The sequence below is a fragment of the Stenotrophomonas nitritireducens genome (assembly GCF_050984405.1).
Taxonomy (GTDB): domain Bacteria; phylum Pseudomonadota; class Gammaproteobacteria; order Xanthomonadales; family Xanthomonadaceae; genus Stenotrophomonas; species Stenotrophomonas nitritireducens_B.
Window position 1 is genome coordinate 2,088,489 of record NZ_CP158790.1, and the last position, 14,103, is coordinate 2,102,591.

The 14,103-nt window shown below is 69.3% G+C and carries 14 protein-coding genes; 7 read left to right on the forward strand and 7 right to left on the reverse strand.

What is annotated here, in order from left to right; all coding sequences use genetic code 11:
- Positions 1-56 precede the first annotated feature (56 nt).
- The 6 genes from ABTV91_RS08995 to ABTV91_RS09020 all read right to left on the reverse strand — a co-directional run bounded on the left by ABTV91_RS08995 (position 57) and on the right by ABTV91_RS09020 (position 5,323).
- Positions 57-1,070, reverse strand: coding sequence for a magnesium and cobalt transport protein CorA (locus ABTV91_RS08995; RefSeq protein ID WP_433851124.1), 1,014 nt, complete (start codon positions 1,068-1,070; stop codon positions 57-59).
- A 14-nt stretch (positions 1,071-1,084) separates the two neighbouring features.
- Positions 1,085-2,245, reverse strand: coding sequence for a DUF4105 domain-containing protein (locus tag ABTV91_RS09000; RefSeq protein WP_433854160.1), 1,161 nt, complete (start codon positions 2,243-2,245; stop codon positions 1,085-1,087).
- Positions 2,246-2,334: 89 nt separating this feature from the next.
- Positions 2,335-3,213 (reverse strand): HlyC/CorC family transporter, encoded by an 879-nt coding sequence (locus ABTV91_RS09005; RefSeq protein WP_433851125.1) that lies wholly within the window; start codon positions 3,211-3,213, stop codon positions 2,335-2,337.
- Between the two features lie 70 nt (positions 3,214-3,283).
- A complete protein-coding gene (locus tag ABTV91_RS09010; protein WP_433851126.1) occupies positions 3,284-3,850 on the reverse strand; it encodes a hypothetical protein in 567 nt (188 codons plus the stop codon).
- Positions 3,851-3,854: 4 nt separating this feature from the next.
- Entirely contained in the window at positions 3,855-4,340 is a 486-nt protein-coding gene (gene ybeY / locus ABTV91_RS09015) for an rRNA maturation RNase YbeY (RefSeq protein WP_433851127.1), read from the reverse strand.
- The gene (locus ABTV91_RS09020; protein ID WP_433851128.1) at positions 4,337-5,323 is read right to left on the reverse strand and encodes a PhoH family protein; all 987 of its coding nucleotides are present in this window, start codon (positions 5,321-5,323) and stop codon (positions 4,337-4,339) included. Before ABTV91_RS09020 ends, ybeY begins: the two co-directional genes overlap by 4 nt.
- A 289-nt stretch (positions 5,324-5,612) precedes the next feature.
- On the opposite strand from ABTV91_RS09020, the gene ABTV91_RS09025 reads away from it, so the two are divergent.
- From ABTV91_RS09025 to ABTV91_RS09035, 3 genes are read left to right on the forward strand one after another with little or no spacing between them, the layout of a single operon-like run.
- Positions 5,613-6,581, forward strand: a complete 969-nt coding sequence (locus tag ABTV91_RS09025; protein WP_433851129.1) for an HlyD family secretion protein — start codon at positions 5,613-5,615, stop codon at positions 6,579-6,581.
- Positions 6,582-6,609: 28 nt separating this feature from the next.
- A complete protein-coding gene (locus tag ABTV91_RS09030) occupies positions 6,610-7,530 on the forward strand; it encodes an ATP-binding cassette domain-containing protein (RefSeq protein ID WP_433854161.1) in 921 nt (306 codons plus the stop codon).
- Complete coding sequence (locus ABTV91_RS09035; RefSeq protein WP_433851130.1) at positions 7,527-8,615, forward strand: ABC transporter permease; 1,089 nt, start codon at positions 7,527-7,529, stop codon at positions 8,613-8,615. The genes ABTV91_RS09030 and ABTV91_RS09035 overlap by 4 nt, the downstream gene beginning before the upstream one ends.
- Positions 8,616-8,753: 138 nt before the next feature.
- Here the strand turns inward: ABTV91_RS09035 and miaB are convergent, their stop codons facing one another.
- Positions 8,754-10,208, reverse strand: a complete 1,455-nt coding sequence (gene miaB, locus ABTV91_RS09040) for a tRNA (N6-isopentenyl adenosine(37)-C2)-methylthiotransferase MiaB (RefSeq protein WP_433851131.1) — start codon at positions 10,206-10,208, stop codon at positions 8,754-8,756.
- 142 nt (positions 10,209-10,350) lie between these two features.
- Between miaB and ABTV91_RS09045 the strand changes: the two genes are divergently transcribed.
- The 4 genes from ABTV91_RS09045 to ABTV91_RS09060 all read left to right on the forward strand — a co-directional run bounded on the left by ABTV91_RS09045 (position 10,351) and on the right by ABTV91_RS09060 (position 14,074).
- The gene (locus ABTV91_RS09045; protein WP_433851132.1) at positions 10,351-11,280 is read left to right on the forward strand and encodes a lytic transglycosylase domain-containing protein; all 930 of its coding nucleotides are present in this window, start codon (positions 10,351-10,353) and stop codon (positions 11,278-11,280) included.
- Positions 11,281-11,452: 172 nt separating this feature from the next.
- Positions 11,453-12,073 carry a ubiquinol-cytochrome c reductase iron-sulfur subunit gene (petA, locus tag ABTV91_RS09050; protein ID WP_433851133.1) on the forward strand — a complete coding sequence of 207 codons (621 nt, stop codon included), beginning with the start codon at positions 11,453-11,455 and terminating at the stop codon, positions 12,071-12,073.
- A 2-nt stretch (positions 12,074-12,075) separates the two neighbouring features.
- Positions 12,076-13,338 carry a cytochrome b gene (locus tag ABTV91_RS09055; protein WP_433851134.1) on the forward strand — a complete coding sequence of 421 codons (1,263 nt, stop codon included), beginning with the start codon at positions 12,076-12,078 and terminating at the stop codon, positions 13,336-13,338.
- The gene (locus tag ABTV91_RS09060; protein WP_433851135.1) at positions 13,331-14,074 is read left to right on the forward strand and encodes a cytochrome c1; all 744 of its coding nucleotides are present in this window, start codon (positions 13,331-13,333) and stop codon (positions 14,072-14,074) included. The genes ABTV91_RS09055 and ABTV91_RS09060 overlap by 8 nt, the downstream gene beginning before the upstream one ends.
- Positions 14,075-14,103 lie beyond the last annotated feature (29 nt).

Consider the following 14,103-nt stretch of genomic DNA (forward strand, 5'->3'; position numbering starts at 1 on the left):
TCCCCCGGAAAGCAGTGATGGTTGGCGTGGCCGCGGACGACCGCGATCGCGTGGGCCTACAGCCAGCCCGAGCGCTTGAACAGCCGGTACAGCGCCGCGCAGACCGCGCCGACGACCACGATCAGCAGCGGGTAGGCGAAGCGGCCGGCCAATTCGGGCATGTGAGTGAAGTTCATGCCGTACCAGCTGGTGATCAGGGTCGGCGCGGCCAGCAGCGCTGCCCAGGCGCCGAGCCGCTTGACCGTCTCGCCCTGCGCCAGGGTGACCAGCGACAGGTTTACGCTCAGCGCGGTGCCGAGCATCTCGCGCAGGGTGTCGATGGCGTCGTTGGTCCGCGCGGCATGGTCCTGCACGTCGCGCAGGTACAGCCGCGCCTCGTCGTTGAGCAGCTGCGCCGGGTTGCGCTGCAGCTGCGACAGCGCGTCCTGCAGCGGGGTGACCGCCAGCCGCATCTTGTTGAGCTCGCGCTTGAGGTCGTACAGGCGGATGACGGTACGGCGCCGGTAGTTCTCGGCGAAGATGTCCTTCTCCAGCGAATCCAGCGTGTCGCGGAAGCTGTCGGTGATCGGCAGGTAGTTGTCCACCACCGCGTCGAGCACCGCATACAGGCAGAACGACGGGCCCAGCGCCACCAGGTCGTGCTCGCGCTCCAGCCGCGCGCGCACCGGCGCGTAGGACAGCGAGGCGCCGTGGCGCACCGTCACCAGGTAGCGCGGGCCCAGGAAGGCGTGGGTTTCGCCGTAGCGGATGCGTTCCTCCACCACCTGCGCGGTGTGCACCACCACGAACAGGGAGTTGCCGTAGGTTTCCACCTTGGGCCGCTGGTGCGCCTTGCGCGTGTCCTCGATGGCCAGGTCGTGCAGGCCGAACTCGGCCTGCACCTTCTCCAGCACGGCATCATCGGGCTCGTACAGGCCGACCCAGACGAAGCCGCGGCTGCTGGCTTCGAGCGCGTCGCTGATCGCATCCAGCGGGAGATTGCGCAGCGTGCCGTCCTCGCCGTACCAGGTGCAGTTGATGACACAGGGCGGGTTGGCGGGCGCTGCCGCGGGAGAATTGCCGACGTCCATGGCCGCATCGTGCCTCAGCGTGGAGAGGCCGCCAAGCCGCGGCGGCCCAGTACCAGCGCCAGCGCCAGGTGGACCGGCAGCAGCAGCACGATCCACTGCATGTTGAACTGCGCCTGCAGCGACAGCCAGTGCAGCGGCAGCGACAGCATGGCGATGGCGGCCACCGTCCACAGCAGCATGCTGAACCAGCGGCCGGGCAGGCGCCCGCGCAGCAGTCGCCATGCGCCCGGCAGCAGCGCCAGCGCCAGCGGGCTGAGCAGCAGCAGGTTGCGGTTGCCCCACGCGGCACGGTGTTCGCTCCAGCCCCACAGGTAGGCCAGCAGCAGGCCGGCCAGGCCGCAGAACAGCCAGAACGGCAGGGCGACGCCGCCGAGCGCGCGGCGGTGGCGGCGCGCGGCGAATACCGCGCCGGCCAGCACCAGGCCGGTCAGCAGCCACGGCCACCAGGCGCGGTCGAACTCGGCCGGTTCCGGCGCCAGCCGCTGCGGCAGCAGTTCCTGTTCGGACTGCACCAAGGGTCGTCCCTCGCTGTTGCGGACTTCGCGCAGGCCGTCGGCCAGGCGCATCGGCACAAAAGCCTCCTGCCAGCGCGACAGCGGCAGGTCGGCCCACGGACCGAGGCCGAGGTCGAAACCCAGCCACATCCACGGCGACGGCGAAGCCAGCCGCACCGCCTCGCTGCGGTAGGAGTTGCCGCGCGACCGACCGGCCAGCTGCGACTGCAGGCTGCCGCCCATGGCGCGGTCGAGCGCGTCGCGCACCATCGTCGAGCAGTTGGCGGTGAAGTAGTCGTAGCGGTAGCGCGCGTTCTCCGGGCGGGAACGCTCGGCCAGGTCCTCGGCCAGCGCCCGCGCCTGCGGCGGCGGCAGGTCCAGCCACTGGATGGAAGCGCCGCGCCCGGCGTCGCGGTACTGCGCCAGGTCCTCGTCCAGCGGCAGCGCGACGAGGTAGTACATCATCCGCCCGCGCACGAAGTTGCCGATGAAGTCCGGCTCGGACGGGTCGAAGAAACCGAAGTTGTAGGAGATGGCCGGGCCGCCGTCGGGGTCGGCCACGACCAGGGCGTCGTGGCCGAAACGCTCGAAGAACACCTCGCCCGGCTGCATCGTCACCACGCCGATGCGTGGGGCGCGGGGCGCGGCGTCGCTGGCGGGCGATGCCGCGGCCTGGGCCATGCCGGCCGCCAGCAGGCACAGCAGCGCGCACGCCAGCAGGCGCGCGAGCGGGAAGGGAGAGCGCAGCAGCCGGGAAAGACGCGGGGCGGTCAAGCGTCGTCCTGCGGGTCGGGGGGCAGCACGGTGACGTGGAAGGCCTGCACCCGCCGCGCGTTGGCGCGCGCGACACGGAACACGAAGCGGTCCAGGGTGAGCTCGTCGCCGATCTCGGGCAGGTGGCCGGTGGCTTCGGTGACCAGCCCGCCGATGGTGTCGTAGTCGTCGTCGGAGAACTCCGCGCCGAAGCGCTCGTTGAAGTCCTCGATCGCGGTCAGCGCATCGACCACGTAGCGGCCGTCGGCCTGGATGGCGATCTGCGCGGTGTGGTCCTCGGCCTCGTCGTGCTCGTCGTCGATCTGGCCGACGATCTGTTCCAGCACGTCCTCGATGGTGACCAGCCCGGCCACGCCGCCGTATTCGTCCACCACGATGGCCATGTGGTTGCGCGAGAGCCGGAACTCCTTGAGCAGCACGTTGAGCTTCTTGGACTCGGGGATCAGCACCGCCGGGCGCAGCAGTTCGCGGATGGTGGCGTGGCTGTTGTCGGCGACCACGCCGCGCAGCAGGTCCTTGGCCAGCAGGATGCCGAGCACGTCGTCCTTGTTCTCGCCGTGCACGGGGAAGCGCGAATGGCCGGATTCGACCACCTGCTTCATCAGTTCCAGGAAGGGCTGCTCGACCGGCAGCGAGACCATCTGCGAGCGCGGGATCATCACGTCGCCGACGGTCAGTTCGGCCACGGCGATGGCGCCTTCCATCATGCGCAGGGTATCGGCGGCGATCAGGCCGTCCTGCTCGGCCGTCTGCAGCACGGCTACCAGTTCGTCGCGGGTATGGGGTTCGCCGGAGAAGGCCGCGCTCAGGCGTTCGAGCCAGCCGCGCTTTTTTTCGCCCTGCTCCGGGGCGGTACTACTGTCGTCTTCGGACATCTCTTCAATCAGGGCACCCGGCGGACCGGGCGGTGAGGGCAAGTCTAGCAGGATGTCCGCGGCCGTCTGCTCAGGCCGGCGGCGCGTCCTTGCCCGTGCCGGAAGCGGCGGCCGGGGCCTCGCCTTCGGCCGGAATATCCAGGCTGTAGGTGCAGCCGGCCAGGGTCTTGCCGGGGTGCGACTTCACGTTGGACACGCTCAGGATCACCGATTCGATCAGCGCCTCGCCCGTCCTGGCGTCGATCACGTCGCGGCTGAGCAGCTCGCGGCCGGCCATGAACTTGCCATCGGTGTCGTAGCCGGTTTCCAGCTCCAGCGTCCTTGCCAAGGGGCGCGGGTCGGCCAGATCGAGGATCGCCACGATGCTCGAGCCGGCCATGGCGATATGGTCCGCGCGGTGGCCGAACGCCGTCACCGGCGTGTTCAGCATGTACTCGTTCATGAACAGGTTGCCCTGCGGCAGCGGCCGCCAGCCCAGCGCAACCGCCTTCAGCGGATCGGCGGCGATCGGCGCCAGCGCGGCGAAATCGCTCACGCCCTGGCGGCACTCGATCAGCGCGGGCAGGTCGATGGCCGCTTCGGCCTGAGCCGTGGTGGGCAGCGCAAGCAGCAACGGGAGCAGGCGCTTCATCGGCATCGGATCAACGCTCGCCGGCGTAGGGATCGGCGATGCCCAGGTCGGCCAGGATCTCGCGTTCGAGCTGTTCCATCGCCTCGGCTTCCTTGTCGTCCTCGTGGTCCCAGCCGAGCAGGTGCAGCACGCCGTGCACGGTCAGGTGCGCGTAGTGGGCGTTGAGCGCCTTGCGCTGCTCGTCGGCCTCGCGTGCCACCACCGGCGCGCAGATCACCAGGTCGCCGAGCAGCGGGAACTTGACGCCCTTGGGCAGTCCCTCGGGAACCTCGGCCGGAAAGCTGAGCACGTTGGTGGCGTAGTCCTTGCCGCGGTAATGGCGGTTCAGCGCACGGCCCTCGCGCGCGTCGACCAGGCGGATGGCCAGGTCGGCCTCGCGGATGCGTCCCTTCAGCGCGGCGGCGACCCAGCGGCGGAAACTCACCGCCGCCGGCAATCCGGCGCGGGGCAGGGCGTAGCTGACGGCGACATCGAGACGGACGGGACCCTTGGTCATTCGGCGGCTCCAGGGTTGACCTGCTGCAGGTCGCGGCGGTCGTAGGCGCTGACGATGCGCGCCACCAACGGGTGGCGGACCACGTCGCGCGATTCGAAGAAGGTGAAGCTCACGCCTTCCACCCCGCGCAGCACCTCGATGGCATCGCGCAGGCCGGATTTGACGTGCTTGGGCAGGTCGGTCTGGGTGAGGTCGCCGGTGACCACCGCGGTGGAGCCGAAGCCCAGGCGGGTCAGGAACATCTTCATCTGCTCGATGGTGGTGTTCTGCGCCTCGTCCAGGATCACGAAGGCGTCGTTGAGCGTGCGCCCGCGCATGTAGGCCAGCGGCGCGATCTCGATGACGTTCTTCTCCAGCAGCTTGGCGACCTTCTCCACGCCGAGCATTTCGTACAGCGCGTCGTACAGCGGGCGCAGGTAGGGATCGACCTTCTGGGTGAGGTCGCCGGGCAGGAAGCCGAGTTTCTCGCCGGCCTCCACCGCCGGGCGCACCAGGATCAGCCGCTGCACGCGCGATTCGTTCAGCGCCTCCACCGCCATGGCCACGGCCAAGAAGGTCTTGCCGGTGCCGGCCGGGCCGATGCCGAAGTTGATGTCGTGGGTGGCGATCTGGTGCAGGTAGCGCGACTGGTTCTGGCCGCGGCCGCGCACGGTGCCGCGCTTGACCTTGATCGCCACGTCCTGCGCCTCGTAGGCGCGCTCGGCCACCTGTTCGACGTTGGCGCGGCTCAGCAGCAGGTGGATGGCGTGGCTGTCCAGCGTGGTGTCGGCGGCTTCCTCGTAGAGTGCCTTGAGCAGCCTTTCGGCTTCGGCCGCGGTCCGGCCGGGACCGCTGACGCGGAATACGTTGCCGCGGTTGGCGATCTGCACGCCGAGGCGCAGTTCGATCTGGCGCAGGTTCTCGTCGAAGGGGCCGGCGAGGTTGGCCAGCCGTTCGTTGTCGGCGGGCTCGAGGGTGAAGTCGTGATGCGTGGTGACGGTCATTTCTATGGCGCCTGCGGCGCGGGGAGGGCGCATGCCTGGACCGTGGAAGAGTACCGCCGCGGCCGGGCATCCACCAGCGCGGGCGGCGTGGCGCGTTCTCCACAGGGGATGTGGATGCGGGTGCGGCGAAGCTGTGGATATCCTGCCGCGGCCCTTGCCGTGACGGGGCGTTCGCGGGGCTGGTCAGAAAATCGCCATGCCGGCGGCGGCGATGGATAATCGTGCGCGGCCTGGCGTCGGTACCGCCATGCGGCGGAGTCGGACAGGCGGACAAGGGGAGGGCCGGGACATGAACGGGCGCATCGTGATGGCACCGCTGGTGCTCGGCATCGCCGCGATGGTGGCCGGCTGCCGGCAGCAGCCCGAGCCGCTGCTGGGCACGCTGGAATGGGACCGCATCAGCCTGCCGGCGCCCGCCGCCGAGCGCATCGTCGCGCTGGAGGTGCGCGAAGGCGACCAGGTGCGCGCGGGGACACGCCTGCTGCGGCTGGAGCCGGACCGCGCCCGCTCGCAGCTGCAGGGGCTGCAGGCGCAGGCCAGCCAGCGCGAACAGGCGCTGCAGGAACTGGTCAACGGCGCGCGCCGCGAACAGATCGCGCAGGCGCAGGCGCAACTGGCGGCGGCGCAGTCGCAGGCGCGCGACGCCGACGCCTATTACGCGCGGCTGCAGCCGCTGGGCCGCCGGCAACTGGTGGCCGCCGCCGATCTCGACCGCGCGCGGGCAGCCGCCGAGGAGGCGCGGGCGCAGGTGCGCGTGGCGCAGCAGGCGCTGCTGGAACTGCGCAACGGCACGCGCGCGGAGGAGATCGCCCAGGGCGAATCGGCGGTGCGCGCGGCACAGGCCGACGCGGCGGTGCAGGCGGTCAACCTGGAACGGCTGGACATCGTCGCGCCGCGCGACGGCCGTATCGACAGCCTGCCGTACAAGGCCGGCGACCAGGCGCCGGTCGGCGCCACGCTGGCGGTCCTGCTGGTCGGCCAGGCGCCGTATGCGCGCATCTACGTGCCGGCGGCCGCGCGCCAGCGCATCGCCATCGGCCAGACCCTGGCGGTGACGGTGGCCGGCAGCGATGCGGTCTACCGCGGACGGGTACGGATGATCCGCAGCGAGCCGATGTTCACCCCGTACTACGCGTTGTCCGGCAGCGACGCCGAGCGGCTGAGCTATCTGGCCGAGGTGCAGCTGCCGGCCAGCGCCGCCCGCCAGCCGGTCGGCGTGCCGGTGCAGGTGCGGCTGACGGATGCCGCGCGTGAATGAGCCGGGCGCGCGCGCTGACGGACCGGCGATCCGGGCCCGCGGGCTGGTCAAGCGCTTCGGCGCCTTCACCGCCGTGGACGGCATCGACCTGGACGTGCCGCGCGCGCGCATCCATGGCTTCCTCGGCCCGAACGGGTCGGGCAAGTCCACCACCATCCGCATGCTGTGCGGGCTGCTCACCCCCAGCGCTGGCGAGATCGAGGTGCTGGGCCTGTCGATCCCGCGCCAGGCCGAGGAACTGCGCCGCCACATCGGCTACATGACCCAGCGTTTCTCGCTGTACGAAGACCTGAGCGTGCGTGAGAACCTGATGTTCCTGGCGACCGTGCAGGGCCTGCCGCGCGCGGGCCGGGCGCCGCGGGTGGAGGAACTGCTGCAGGCCTACGGCCTGGGCGACCTGCAGCGGCAACTGGCCGGCACCCTGAGCGGCGGCCAGAAACAGCGCCTGGCGCTGGCCGGCGCGGTGGTGCACGCGCCGCAGCTGCTGCTGCTCGACGAGCCGACCAGCGCGGTCGATCCGGAATCGCGCCGCGATTTCTGGGAGAAACTCTTCGACCTGGCCGACGCCGGCACCACGCTGCTGGTTTCCACGCACTACATGGACGAGGCCGAGCGCTGCCACCGCATCGCCATCCTGGATCGCGGCCGGCTGGTCGCCGACGGCAGCCCCGCCGAGCTGACCGGACGGCTGCAGGGGCGGACGCTGGGCGTGCGCAGCGATGCGCTGCGCCAGGCGCAGAAGCGGCTGCATGCGATCGAGGGCGTGTTGTCGGTGGCGCAGGTGGGCAACGAACTGCGTGTGCTGTGCGCGCCCGGCAGCGGCGATCCCGGGGCGGTGGCCGCGGCCCTGCGGCATGGCGGATTGCAGGCGGAAGTGGAGCGCATCGCGCCCAGCCTGGAAGACGTGTTCGTCGCCGCCACCCGCCGCGAGGAAGGGGCCGCGGCATGAAGCTGGCGCAGATCCACGCGGTGATGGTCAAGGAACTGCGGCAGATGGCGCGCGACCGCATGACCCTGGCGATGATGATCGGCATCCCGACGTTGCAGCTGCTGCTGTTCGGCTATGCCATCAACCTGGATGTGCGCCACCTGCCGGCGGCGGTCGCCGACCAGGCCGATACCGTCGGCTCGCGCGCGCTGGTGCAGGACATGCTTTCCACCGGCGTGATCGAACCGGTGGCGGCGGCGCGCACGCCGCAGGAACTGCAGGCGTTGATCCGCGCCGGACGCATCGAGGTGGGCATCGCGGTGCCGCCGGATTTCGAGCGCCGGCTGGACGAGGGCCGCGAGGTGATGCAGGTGATCGTGGACGGCGCCGACACCTCGGTGCAGGCCGCGGCGCGGCAGCTGGCGCAGATGCCGCTGGACGGCCGCCTGTCCACCGCGCGCGCCGGCGCCCGGATCAGCGTGCTGCCGTTGTACAACCCGCAGCGGCAGTCGGCGATCAACGTGGTGCCGGCGCTGATCGGCGTGATCCTCACCATGACCCTGGTGATGTTCACCGCCATGGCCATCGTGCGCGAGCGCGAGCGCGGCAACCTGGAGATGCTGATCACCACGCCGGTGTCCAGCGCCGAGCTGATGCTGGGCAAGGTGCTGCCCTACATCGGCGTGGGGCTGGTGCAGGCCAGCCTGATCCTGCTGCTCGGCGGCTGGCTGTTCGACGTGCCAATCGCCGGTGGCCTGCTGCCGGTCTACGCGGTGTCGATGCTGCTGATCGTCGCCAACCTCAGCCTCGGCCTGCTGATTTCCACCGTCGCGCGCTCGCAGTTCCAGGCGATGCAGATGACCTTCTTCCTGTTCCTGCCGTCGATGCTGCTGTCCGGCTTCATGTTCCCGTTCGACGGCATGCCGCGGTCGGCGCAGTGGCTGGCCGAGGTGCTGCCGCTGACGCATTTCATGCGGCTGATCCGCGGCGTGATGCTGCGCGGGGCCGCGCTGCCGGAGCTGTGGCACGACGCGCTGGCGCTGGCCGGCTTCAGCGTGGCGATGATGGCGCTGGCGATCCTGCGTTTCCGCAAGCGGTTGGATTGAGCGGTGCCGGCCGGCCCTGCCGGATGCATCCGGGGAGACGCCGCGCCGCGCGGCGGCATCGGAACCGCGGCCTGCCAGGCAGGCCATGGGGCGGCGGCGCAGCGAAGGCGTGCCCGGCCAACGGCCGGCTGCCTGCCGTCAGGCCGCGTCGGTCACCACGCGGCCGCGCAGCGAATTGGTCAGCGCCTCGGTGATGACCACATCGACGAACTGGCCGACCAGCCGCTTCGGGCCGGGGAAGTTCACCGAGCGCATGTTCTCGGTCTTGCCGGTGAGTTCGTTCGGGTCCTTGCGCGAGGGGCCTTCGACCAGCACCGACTGCACGGTTCCCACCATTGCGCGCGAGATGCTGGCGGCATGCGCGTTGATGCGCGCCTGCAGGCGCGACAGGCGCGCATGCTTCTCGGCCTCGGAGGTGGTGTCCTCCAGGTCGGCGGCCGGCGTGCCGGGGCGGCGCGAATAGATGAAGGAGAAGCTCTGGTCGAAACCCACGTCCTCGATCAGCTTCATGGTCTTCTCGAAATCGGCCTCGGTCTCGCCGGGGAAGCCGACGATGAAGTCCGAGCTGATCGAGATGTCCGGGCGCACCGCGCGCAGCTTGCGGATCCTGGCCTTGAATTCGAGCGCGGTATAGCCGCGCTTCATCGCGCTGAGCACGCGGTCGCTGCCGGCCTGCACCGGCAGGTGCAGGTAGTTGGCCAGCTTGGGCACGTCGCGGTAGGCGTCCACCAGCGAGTCGGAAAACTCCAGCGGATGCGAGGTGGTGAAGCGGATGCGGCCGACGCCGTCGATCTCGGCGATGGTGCGGATCAGCAGGCCGAGATCGGCGAACTCACCTTCGCCGTATGGCCCGCGATAGGCATTGACGTTCTGGCCGAGCAGGTTGATCTCGCGCACGCCCTGCGCGGCCAGCTGCGCGCATTCGACCACCACGTCCTCGAACGGGCGGCTGACCTCGGTGCCGCGGGTGTAGGGCACCACGCAGAACGAGCAGTACTTGGAGCAGCCTTCCATGATCGACACGAACGCCGAAGGGCCTTCGGCGCGCGGCTCGGGCAGGCGGTCGAACTTCTCGATCTCGGGAAAGCTGATGTCCACCTGCGGCCGGTCCTGCTCGCGGCGGGCGCGGATCAGCTCGGGCAGGCGGTGCAGGGTCTGCGGGCCGAACACCAGGTCCACGTAGGGCGCGCGCTTGACGATGGCCTCGCCTTCCTGCGAGGCGACGCAGCCGCCGACGCCGATGATGACGTCGCGTCCGCCGGCCTTGAGCTCCTTCCAGCGGCCGAGCTGGCTGAACACCTTCTCCTGCGCCTTCTCGCGGATGGAGCAGGTGTTGACCAGCACCACGTCGGCTTCCTCGGGATTGTCGGTCAGCTCCAGGCCTTCGGCCTGCGCCAGCACGTCGGCCATCTTGGCCGAGTCGTACTCGTTCATCTGGCAACCGTGGGTCTTGATGTAGAGCTTTCCACGCGCGCCGCCGGCCGCCTTCGGCCGGGCGCCGGGCAGGGGGATCAATTCAGGGGTATTCATTTCAACGGAAGGCACGGCGGAAACGGCCGCGTTCGGCAGAGGGGAGGCGGGCGTCCCGGGCATGGCGCTTATTCCAGACGGGTGGGCGGGCAGGCGGCCTGGGCCGCGGCAGGGGGCGGATTGTACCGGGGTTGCCGCCGGGGCGTTACCGCTGGCCGCCGGCAGTTGGCATTTGCGCCGCGAAACTGGGACACTTCCGCCCGCAATGAAGACCGGACTGGGGATTGCAGGGTTGTTGATCGCCTCGCTGACGGCTGTGCCGGCCAGCGCCGGCACCCTGTACAAGTGCCTCGGCGCCGATGGCGTCTCCAACTACGTCAGCAAGCGCATCCGCGGCGCCAACTGCAGCGTGGTCGGCAGCTACCGCCCGTCGGCGCGGCCGGCCAGCCGGCCGCCGGCCGCCACACCTCCCGGCCCTTCGGCCGGCACCGCCGCCAGCGCGGACCGGCCGCAGACCGCCGCGGTCGCCACCGCCGCCCAGCCCGCACCGGCGATCCCGGCCCCGGCCGCCACGACCGCCCCGGCGCCCGCGCGCGCCGGTCGCGCGCAGCGTGTGGTGAGCGGGCAGGTCTACACCTACATGAAGGACGGCGTGCGCCACTACACCAGCGCCCGGCCGGCGCAGGTCGCCAGCCTGGGCGAAGTGCGCACCATCCGCTACAGCTACATCGAACGCTGCTACGCCTGCGGCGCGAACCCGGGGGTCAACTTCGGCACGGTACGGCTCAACACGCAGGCCTATCACGCCGAGATCGCCGCCGCCGCGCGCGAGTTCGGTGTCGAGGAAGCCGTGGTGCGGGCGGTGATCCACGCCGAGTCGGCGTTCAATCCCACCGCCTTGAGCCGCGCCGGCGCGCAGGGCCTGATGCAGCTGATGCCGGCCACCGCGCGCCGGTTCGGCGTGAGCGATGCCTACGACGCCTCCCAGAACATCCGCGGCGGCGTGCAGTACCTGTCGTGGCTGCTGCGCCGCTTCAACGGCGACCTGACGCTGGCCGCGGCCGGCTACAACGCCGGTGAAGGCGCCGTCGCCCGGCACGGCGGCGTGCCGCCATACAGCGAAACCCAGTACTACGTGAAGCGCGTGGCGCAGCTGGCGGACCGGTATCGCGGCGAGCTGGGTTCGCGCCAGTGAGTGCTTTTCCGCTTTATTCCTGGAGCACGTGACAAAAGTCATGGACTCGTGTTTCATCGCGTTGTGCGGCCGCTGAACGTTCAGCTAAACTCGGGGGAGATTCGATTCTGAGCGGTCCGGTTCCACCGGTCGCAGGCAGCCGCAAGCCACCTAATCAATATCGGAGTGCCGGATGGCCAACGATGGGGTAAACGATCCAGTCAATGCCGGACGCCGGCGCTTCCTGACAGCGACAACCGCCGTGGTCGGCGCGGTCGGGGCAGGTTTCGCAGCAGTCCCTTTCATCAAGTCATGGAATCCCAGTGCCAAGGCCCAGCTGGCCGGCGCACCGGTGAATGCCGACATCAGCGCGCTGCAGGAGGGGCAGCGCCTGATCCTGGAGTGGCGAGGCCAGCCGATCTGGATCGTCAAGCGCTCCAAGGCGGTGCTCGACGCGCTGCCGACCCTGGACGGCCGCCTGCGCGATCCCAAGTCGGAGAACGCGGACCAGCAGCCCGACTACGTGCGCAAGGCCAGCCCGGAACTGCGCTCGATCAAGCCCGAGATCTCGGTGCTGGTCGGCCTGTGCACGCACCTGGGCTGCTCGCCGGAAATGGCCGCCGAGATCAAGCCCGAACCGTATGATCCGGAATGGAAGGGCGGCTACTTCTGCCCCTGCCACAAATCGCGCTTCGACATGGCCGGACGCGTATTCCAGGGCGTGCCGGCGCCGACCAACCTGGTCGTGCCGCCACACCATTACGCCGACGACAACACCATCGTCATCGGCGTTGATCCCAAGGGGGCGGCATAACCATGTCTGACAACATCCTCGTTCGCCTCGCCAACGGCGCGATGGGCTGGGTCAACGACCGCGCCCCGGCGTTGATGCCGATGTACCGGAAGCACATGTCCGAGTACTACGCGCCGAAGAACTTCAACATCTGGTACATCTTCGGCGTGCTGTCGATGGTGGTGCTGGTCAACCAGATCGTCACCGGCATCTTCCTCACCATGCATTACAAGACCAGCGCGGCGGAAGCCTTCGCCTCGGTCGAGTACATCATGCGCGACGTGGAGTGGGGCTGGCTGATCCGCTACATGCACAGCACCGGCGCCTCGCTGTTCTTCATCGTCGTCTACCTGCACATGTTCCGCGGCCTGATGTACGGCTCCTACAAGAAGCCGCGCGAGCTGGTGTGGATCCTGGGCATGCTGATCTACCTGGCGCTGATGGCCGAAGCCTTCATGGGCTACGTGCTGCCGTGGGGCCAGATGTCGTTCTGGGGCGCGAAGGTCATCATCTCGCTGTTCGGCGCCATCCCGGTGATCGGCAACGGCCTGACCGAATGGATCATGGGCGACTACCTGCCGTCCGACGCCACCCTGAACCGCTTCTTCGCCCTGCACGTGATCGCGGTGCCGCTGGTGCTGCTGCTGCTGGTCGTGCTGCACCTGGGCGCGCTGCACGAAGTGGGTTCCAACAACCCCGACGGCGTGGAGATCAAGAAGGGCCCCAAGGGCAACCGCTGGTCGCCCACCGCGCCGGCCGACGGCGTGCCGTTCCATCCGTACTACACGGTGAAGGACACCTTCTACGTGTTCGCGATGATGGTCATCGCCGCCTTCATCATCTTCTTCGCCCCGGCGTTCGGCGGCTGGTTCCTCGAGCACGACAACTTCACCGAGGCCAACCGCCTGGTCACGCCCGAGCACATCAAGCCGGTTTGGTACTACACGCCGTACTACGCGATGCTGCGCGTGATCCCGCACAAGCTCAGCGGCGTGCTGGTGATGTTCGGCGCCATCGCGATCCTGTTCGCGGTGCCGTGGCTGGACCGCGCCAAGGTCAAGTCGTACCGCTACCGCGGCCTGCTCTCCAAGCTGCTGCTGTTCGGCTTCGCCATCAGCTTTGTGTGGCTGGGCAAGATCGGTGCCGGTCCGGGTACCGATCCGGTCGAAACCATCATCGGCCGCTTCCTGACCGCGTACTACTTCCTCTTCTTCCTGACCATGCCAGTGTGGACCAAGCTGGACAAGACCAAGCCGGTGCCGGAGCGGGTGACGACGCATGACTAAGAAATGGATTGCCCTGCTGGCAACGGCCACCGCCGCGCTCCTGTTCTCTGCCGCCACCTTCGCTGCCTCGGGCGGGGCGCTGCAGCAGGCGGGCAACGACCTGTCCGACCAGGCGTCGCTGCAGCGCGGTGCGCAGGCCTACATGAACTACTGCTCGGGCTGCCACTCGCTGAAATACCTGCGTTACTCGCGCATGGCCGAGGACCTGGGCCTGACCGAGCAGCAGGTGATGGACAACCTGAACTTCACCGGCGCCAAGTTCGGCGAGCAGATCCAGGTCGCCATGACCAAGGAGCAGGGCGACAAGTGGTTCGGCAAGATGCCGCCGGACCTGAGCCTGATCTCGCGGGTGCGCCAGAGCGACTGGGTCTACACGTACCTGAAGTCGTTCTACCTGGACGAGACGCGGCCGCTGGGCTGGAACAACAAGCTCTTCCCGAACGCATCCATGCCCAACCCGCTGTGGGAGCTGCAGGGCCTGCAGCACGCCGAGTTCGGCGAGCCCGACGCGGCCGGCGAGCGCCATCCGGAGCGGCTGGTGGTGACCAGCCCGGGCCGGGTGACGCCGCAGGAGTTCGACCAGACCGTGCGCGACATCACCAACTTCCTCGAGTACGCCGGCGAACCGGCCGTGCTCAAGCGTCAGAGCATGGGCGTGTGGGTGGTGCTGTTCCTGGCGCTGCTCTCCTTCCTGGCGTATCTGCTCAAGAACGAGTACTGGAAGGACGTGCACTGAGACGATGAGGGTGGGTCCCGGGGCCGGTG

Coding starts and splice junctions, on each gene's coding strand:
- ABTV91_RS09005 (WP_433851125.1), bottom strand. CDS start 3,213: ATGTCCGAAGACGACAGTAGTACCGCCCCGGAGCAGGGCGAAAAAAAG.
- ABTV91_RS09045 (WP_433851132.1), top strand. CDS start 10,351: ATGAAGACCGGACTGGGGATTGCAGGGTTGTTGATCGCCTCGCTGACG.
- ABTV91_RS09020 (WP_433851128.1), bottom strand. CDS start 5,323: ATGACCGTCACCACGCATCACGACTTCACCCTCGAGCCCGCCGACAAC.
- ABTV91_RS09025 (WP_433851129.1), top strand. CDS start 5,613: ATGAACGGGCGCATCGTGATGGCACCGCTGGTGCTCGGCATCGCCGCG.
- ybeY (WP_433851127.1), bottom strand. CDS start 4,340: ATGACCAAGGGTCCCGTCCGTCTCGATGTCGCCGTCAGCTACGCCCTG.
- ABTV91_RS09055 (WP_433851134.1), top strand. CDS start 12,076: ATGTCTGACAACATCCTCGTTCGCCTCGCCAACGGCGCGATGGGCTGG.
- miaB (WP_433851131.1), bottom strand. CDS start 10,208: ATGCCCGGGACGCCCGCCTCCCCTCTGCCGAACGCGGCCGTTTCCGCC.
- ABTV91_RS09060 (WP_433851135.1), top strand. CDS start 13,331: ATGACTAAGAAATGGATTGCCCTGCTGGCAACGGCCACCGCCGCGCTC.
- petA (WP_433851133.1), top strand. CDS start 11,453: ATGGCCAACGATGGGGTAAACGATCCAGTCAATGCCGGACGCCGGCGC.
- ABTV91_RS09010 (WP_433851126.1), bottom strand. CDS start 3,850: ATGCCGATGAAGCGCCTGCTCCCGTTGCTGCTTGCGCTGCCCACCACG.
- ABTV91_RS09000 (WP_433854160.1), bottom strand. CDS start 2,245: ATGGCCCAGGCCGCGGCATCGCCCGCCAGCGACGCCGCGCCCCGCGCC.
- ABTV91_RS09035 (WP_433851130.1), top strand. CDS start 7,527: ATGAAGCTGGCGCAGATCCACGCGGTGATGGTCAAGGAACTGCGGCAG.
- ABTV91_RS08995 (WP_433851124.1), bottom strand. CDS start 1,070: ATGGACGTCGGCAATTCTCCCGCGGCAGCGCCCGCCAACCCGCCCTGT.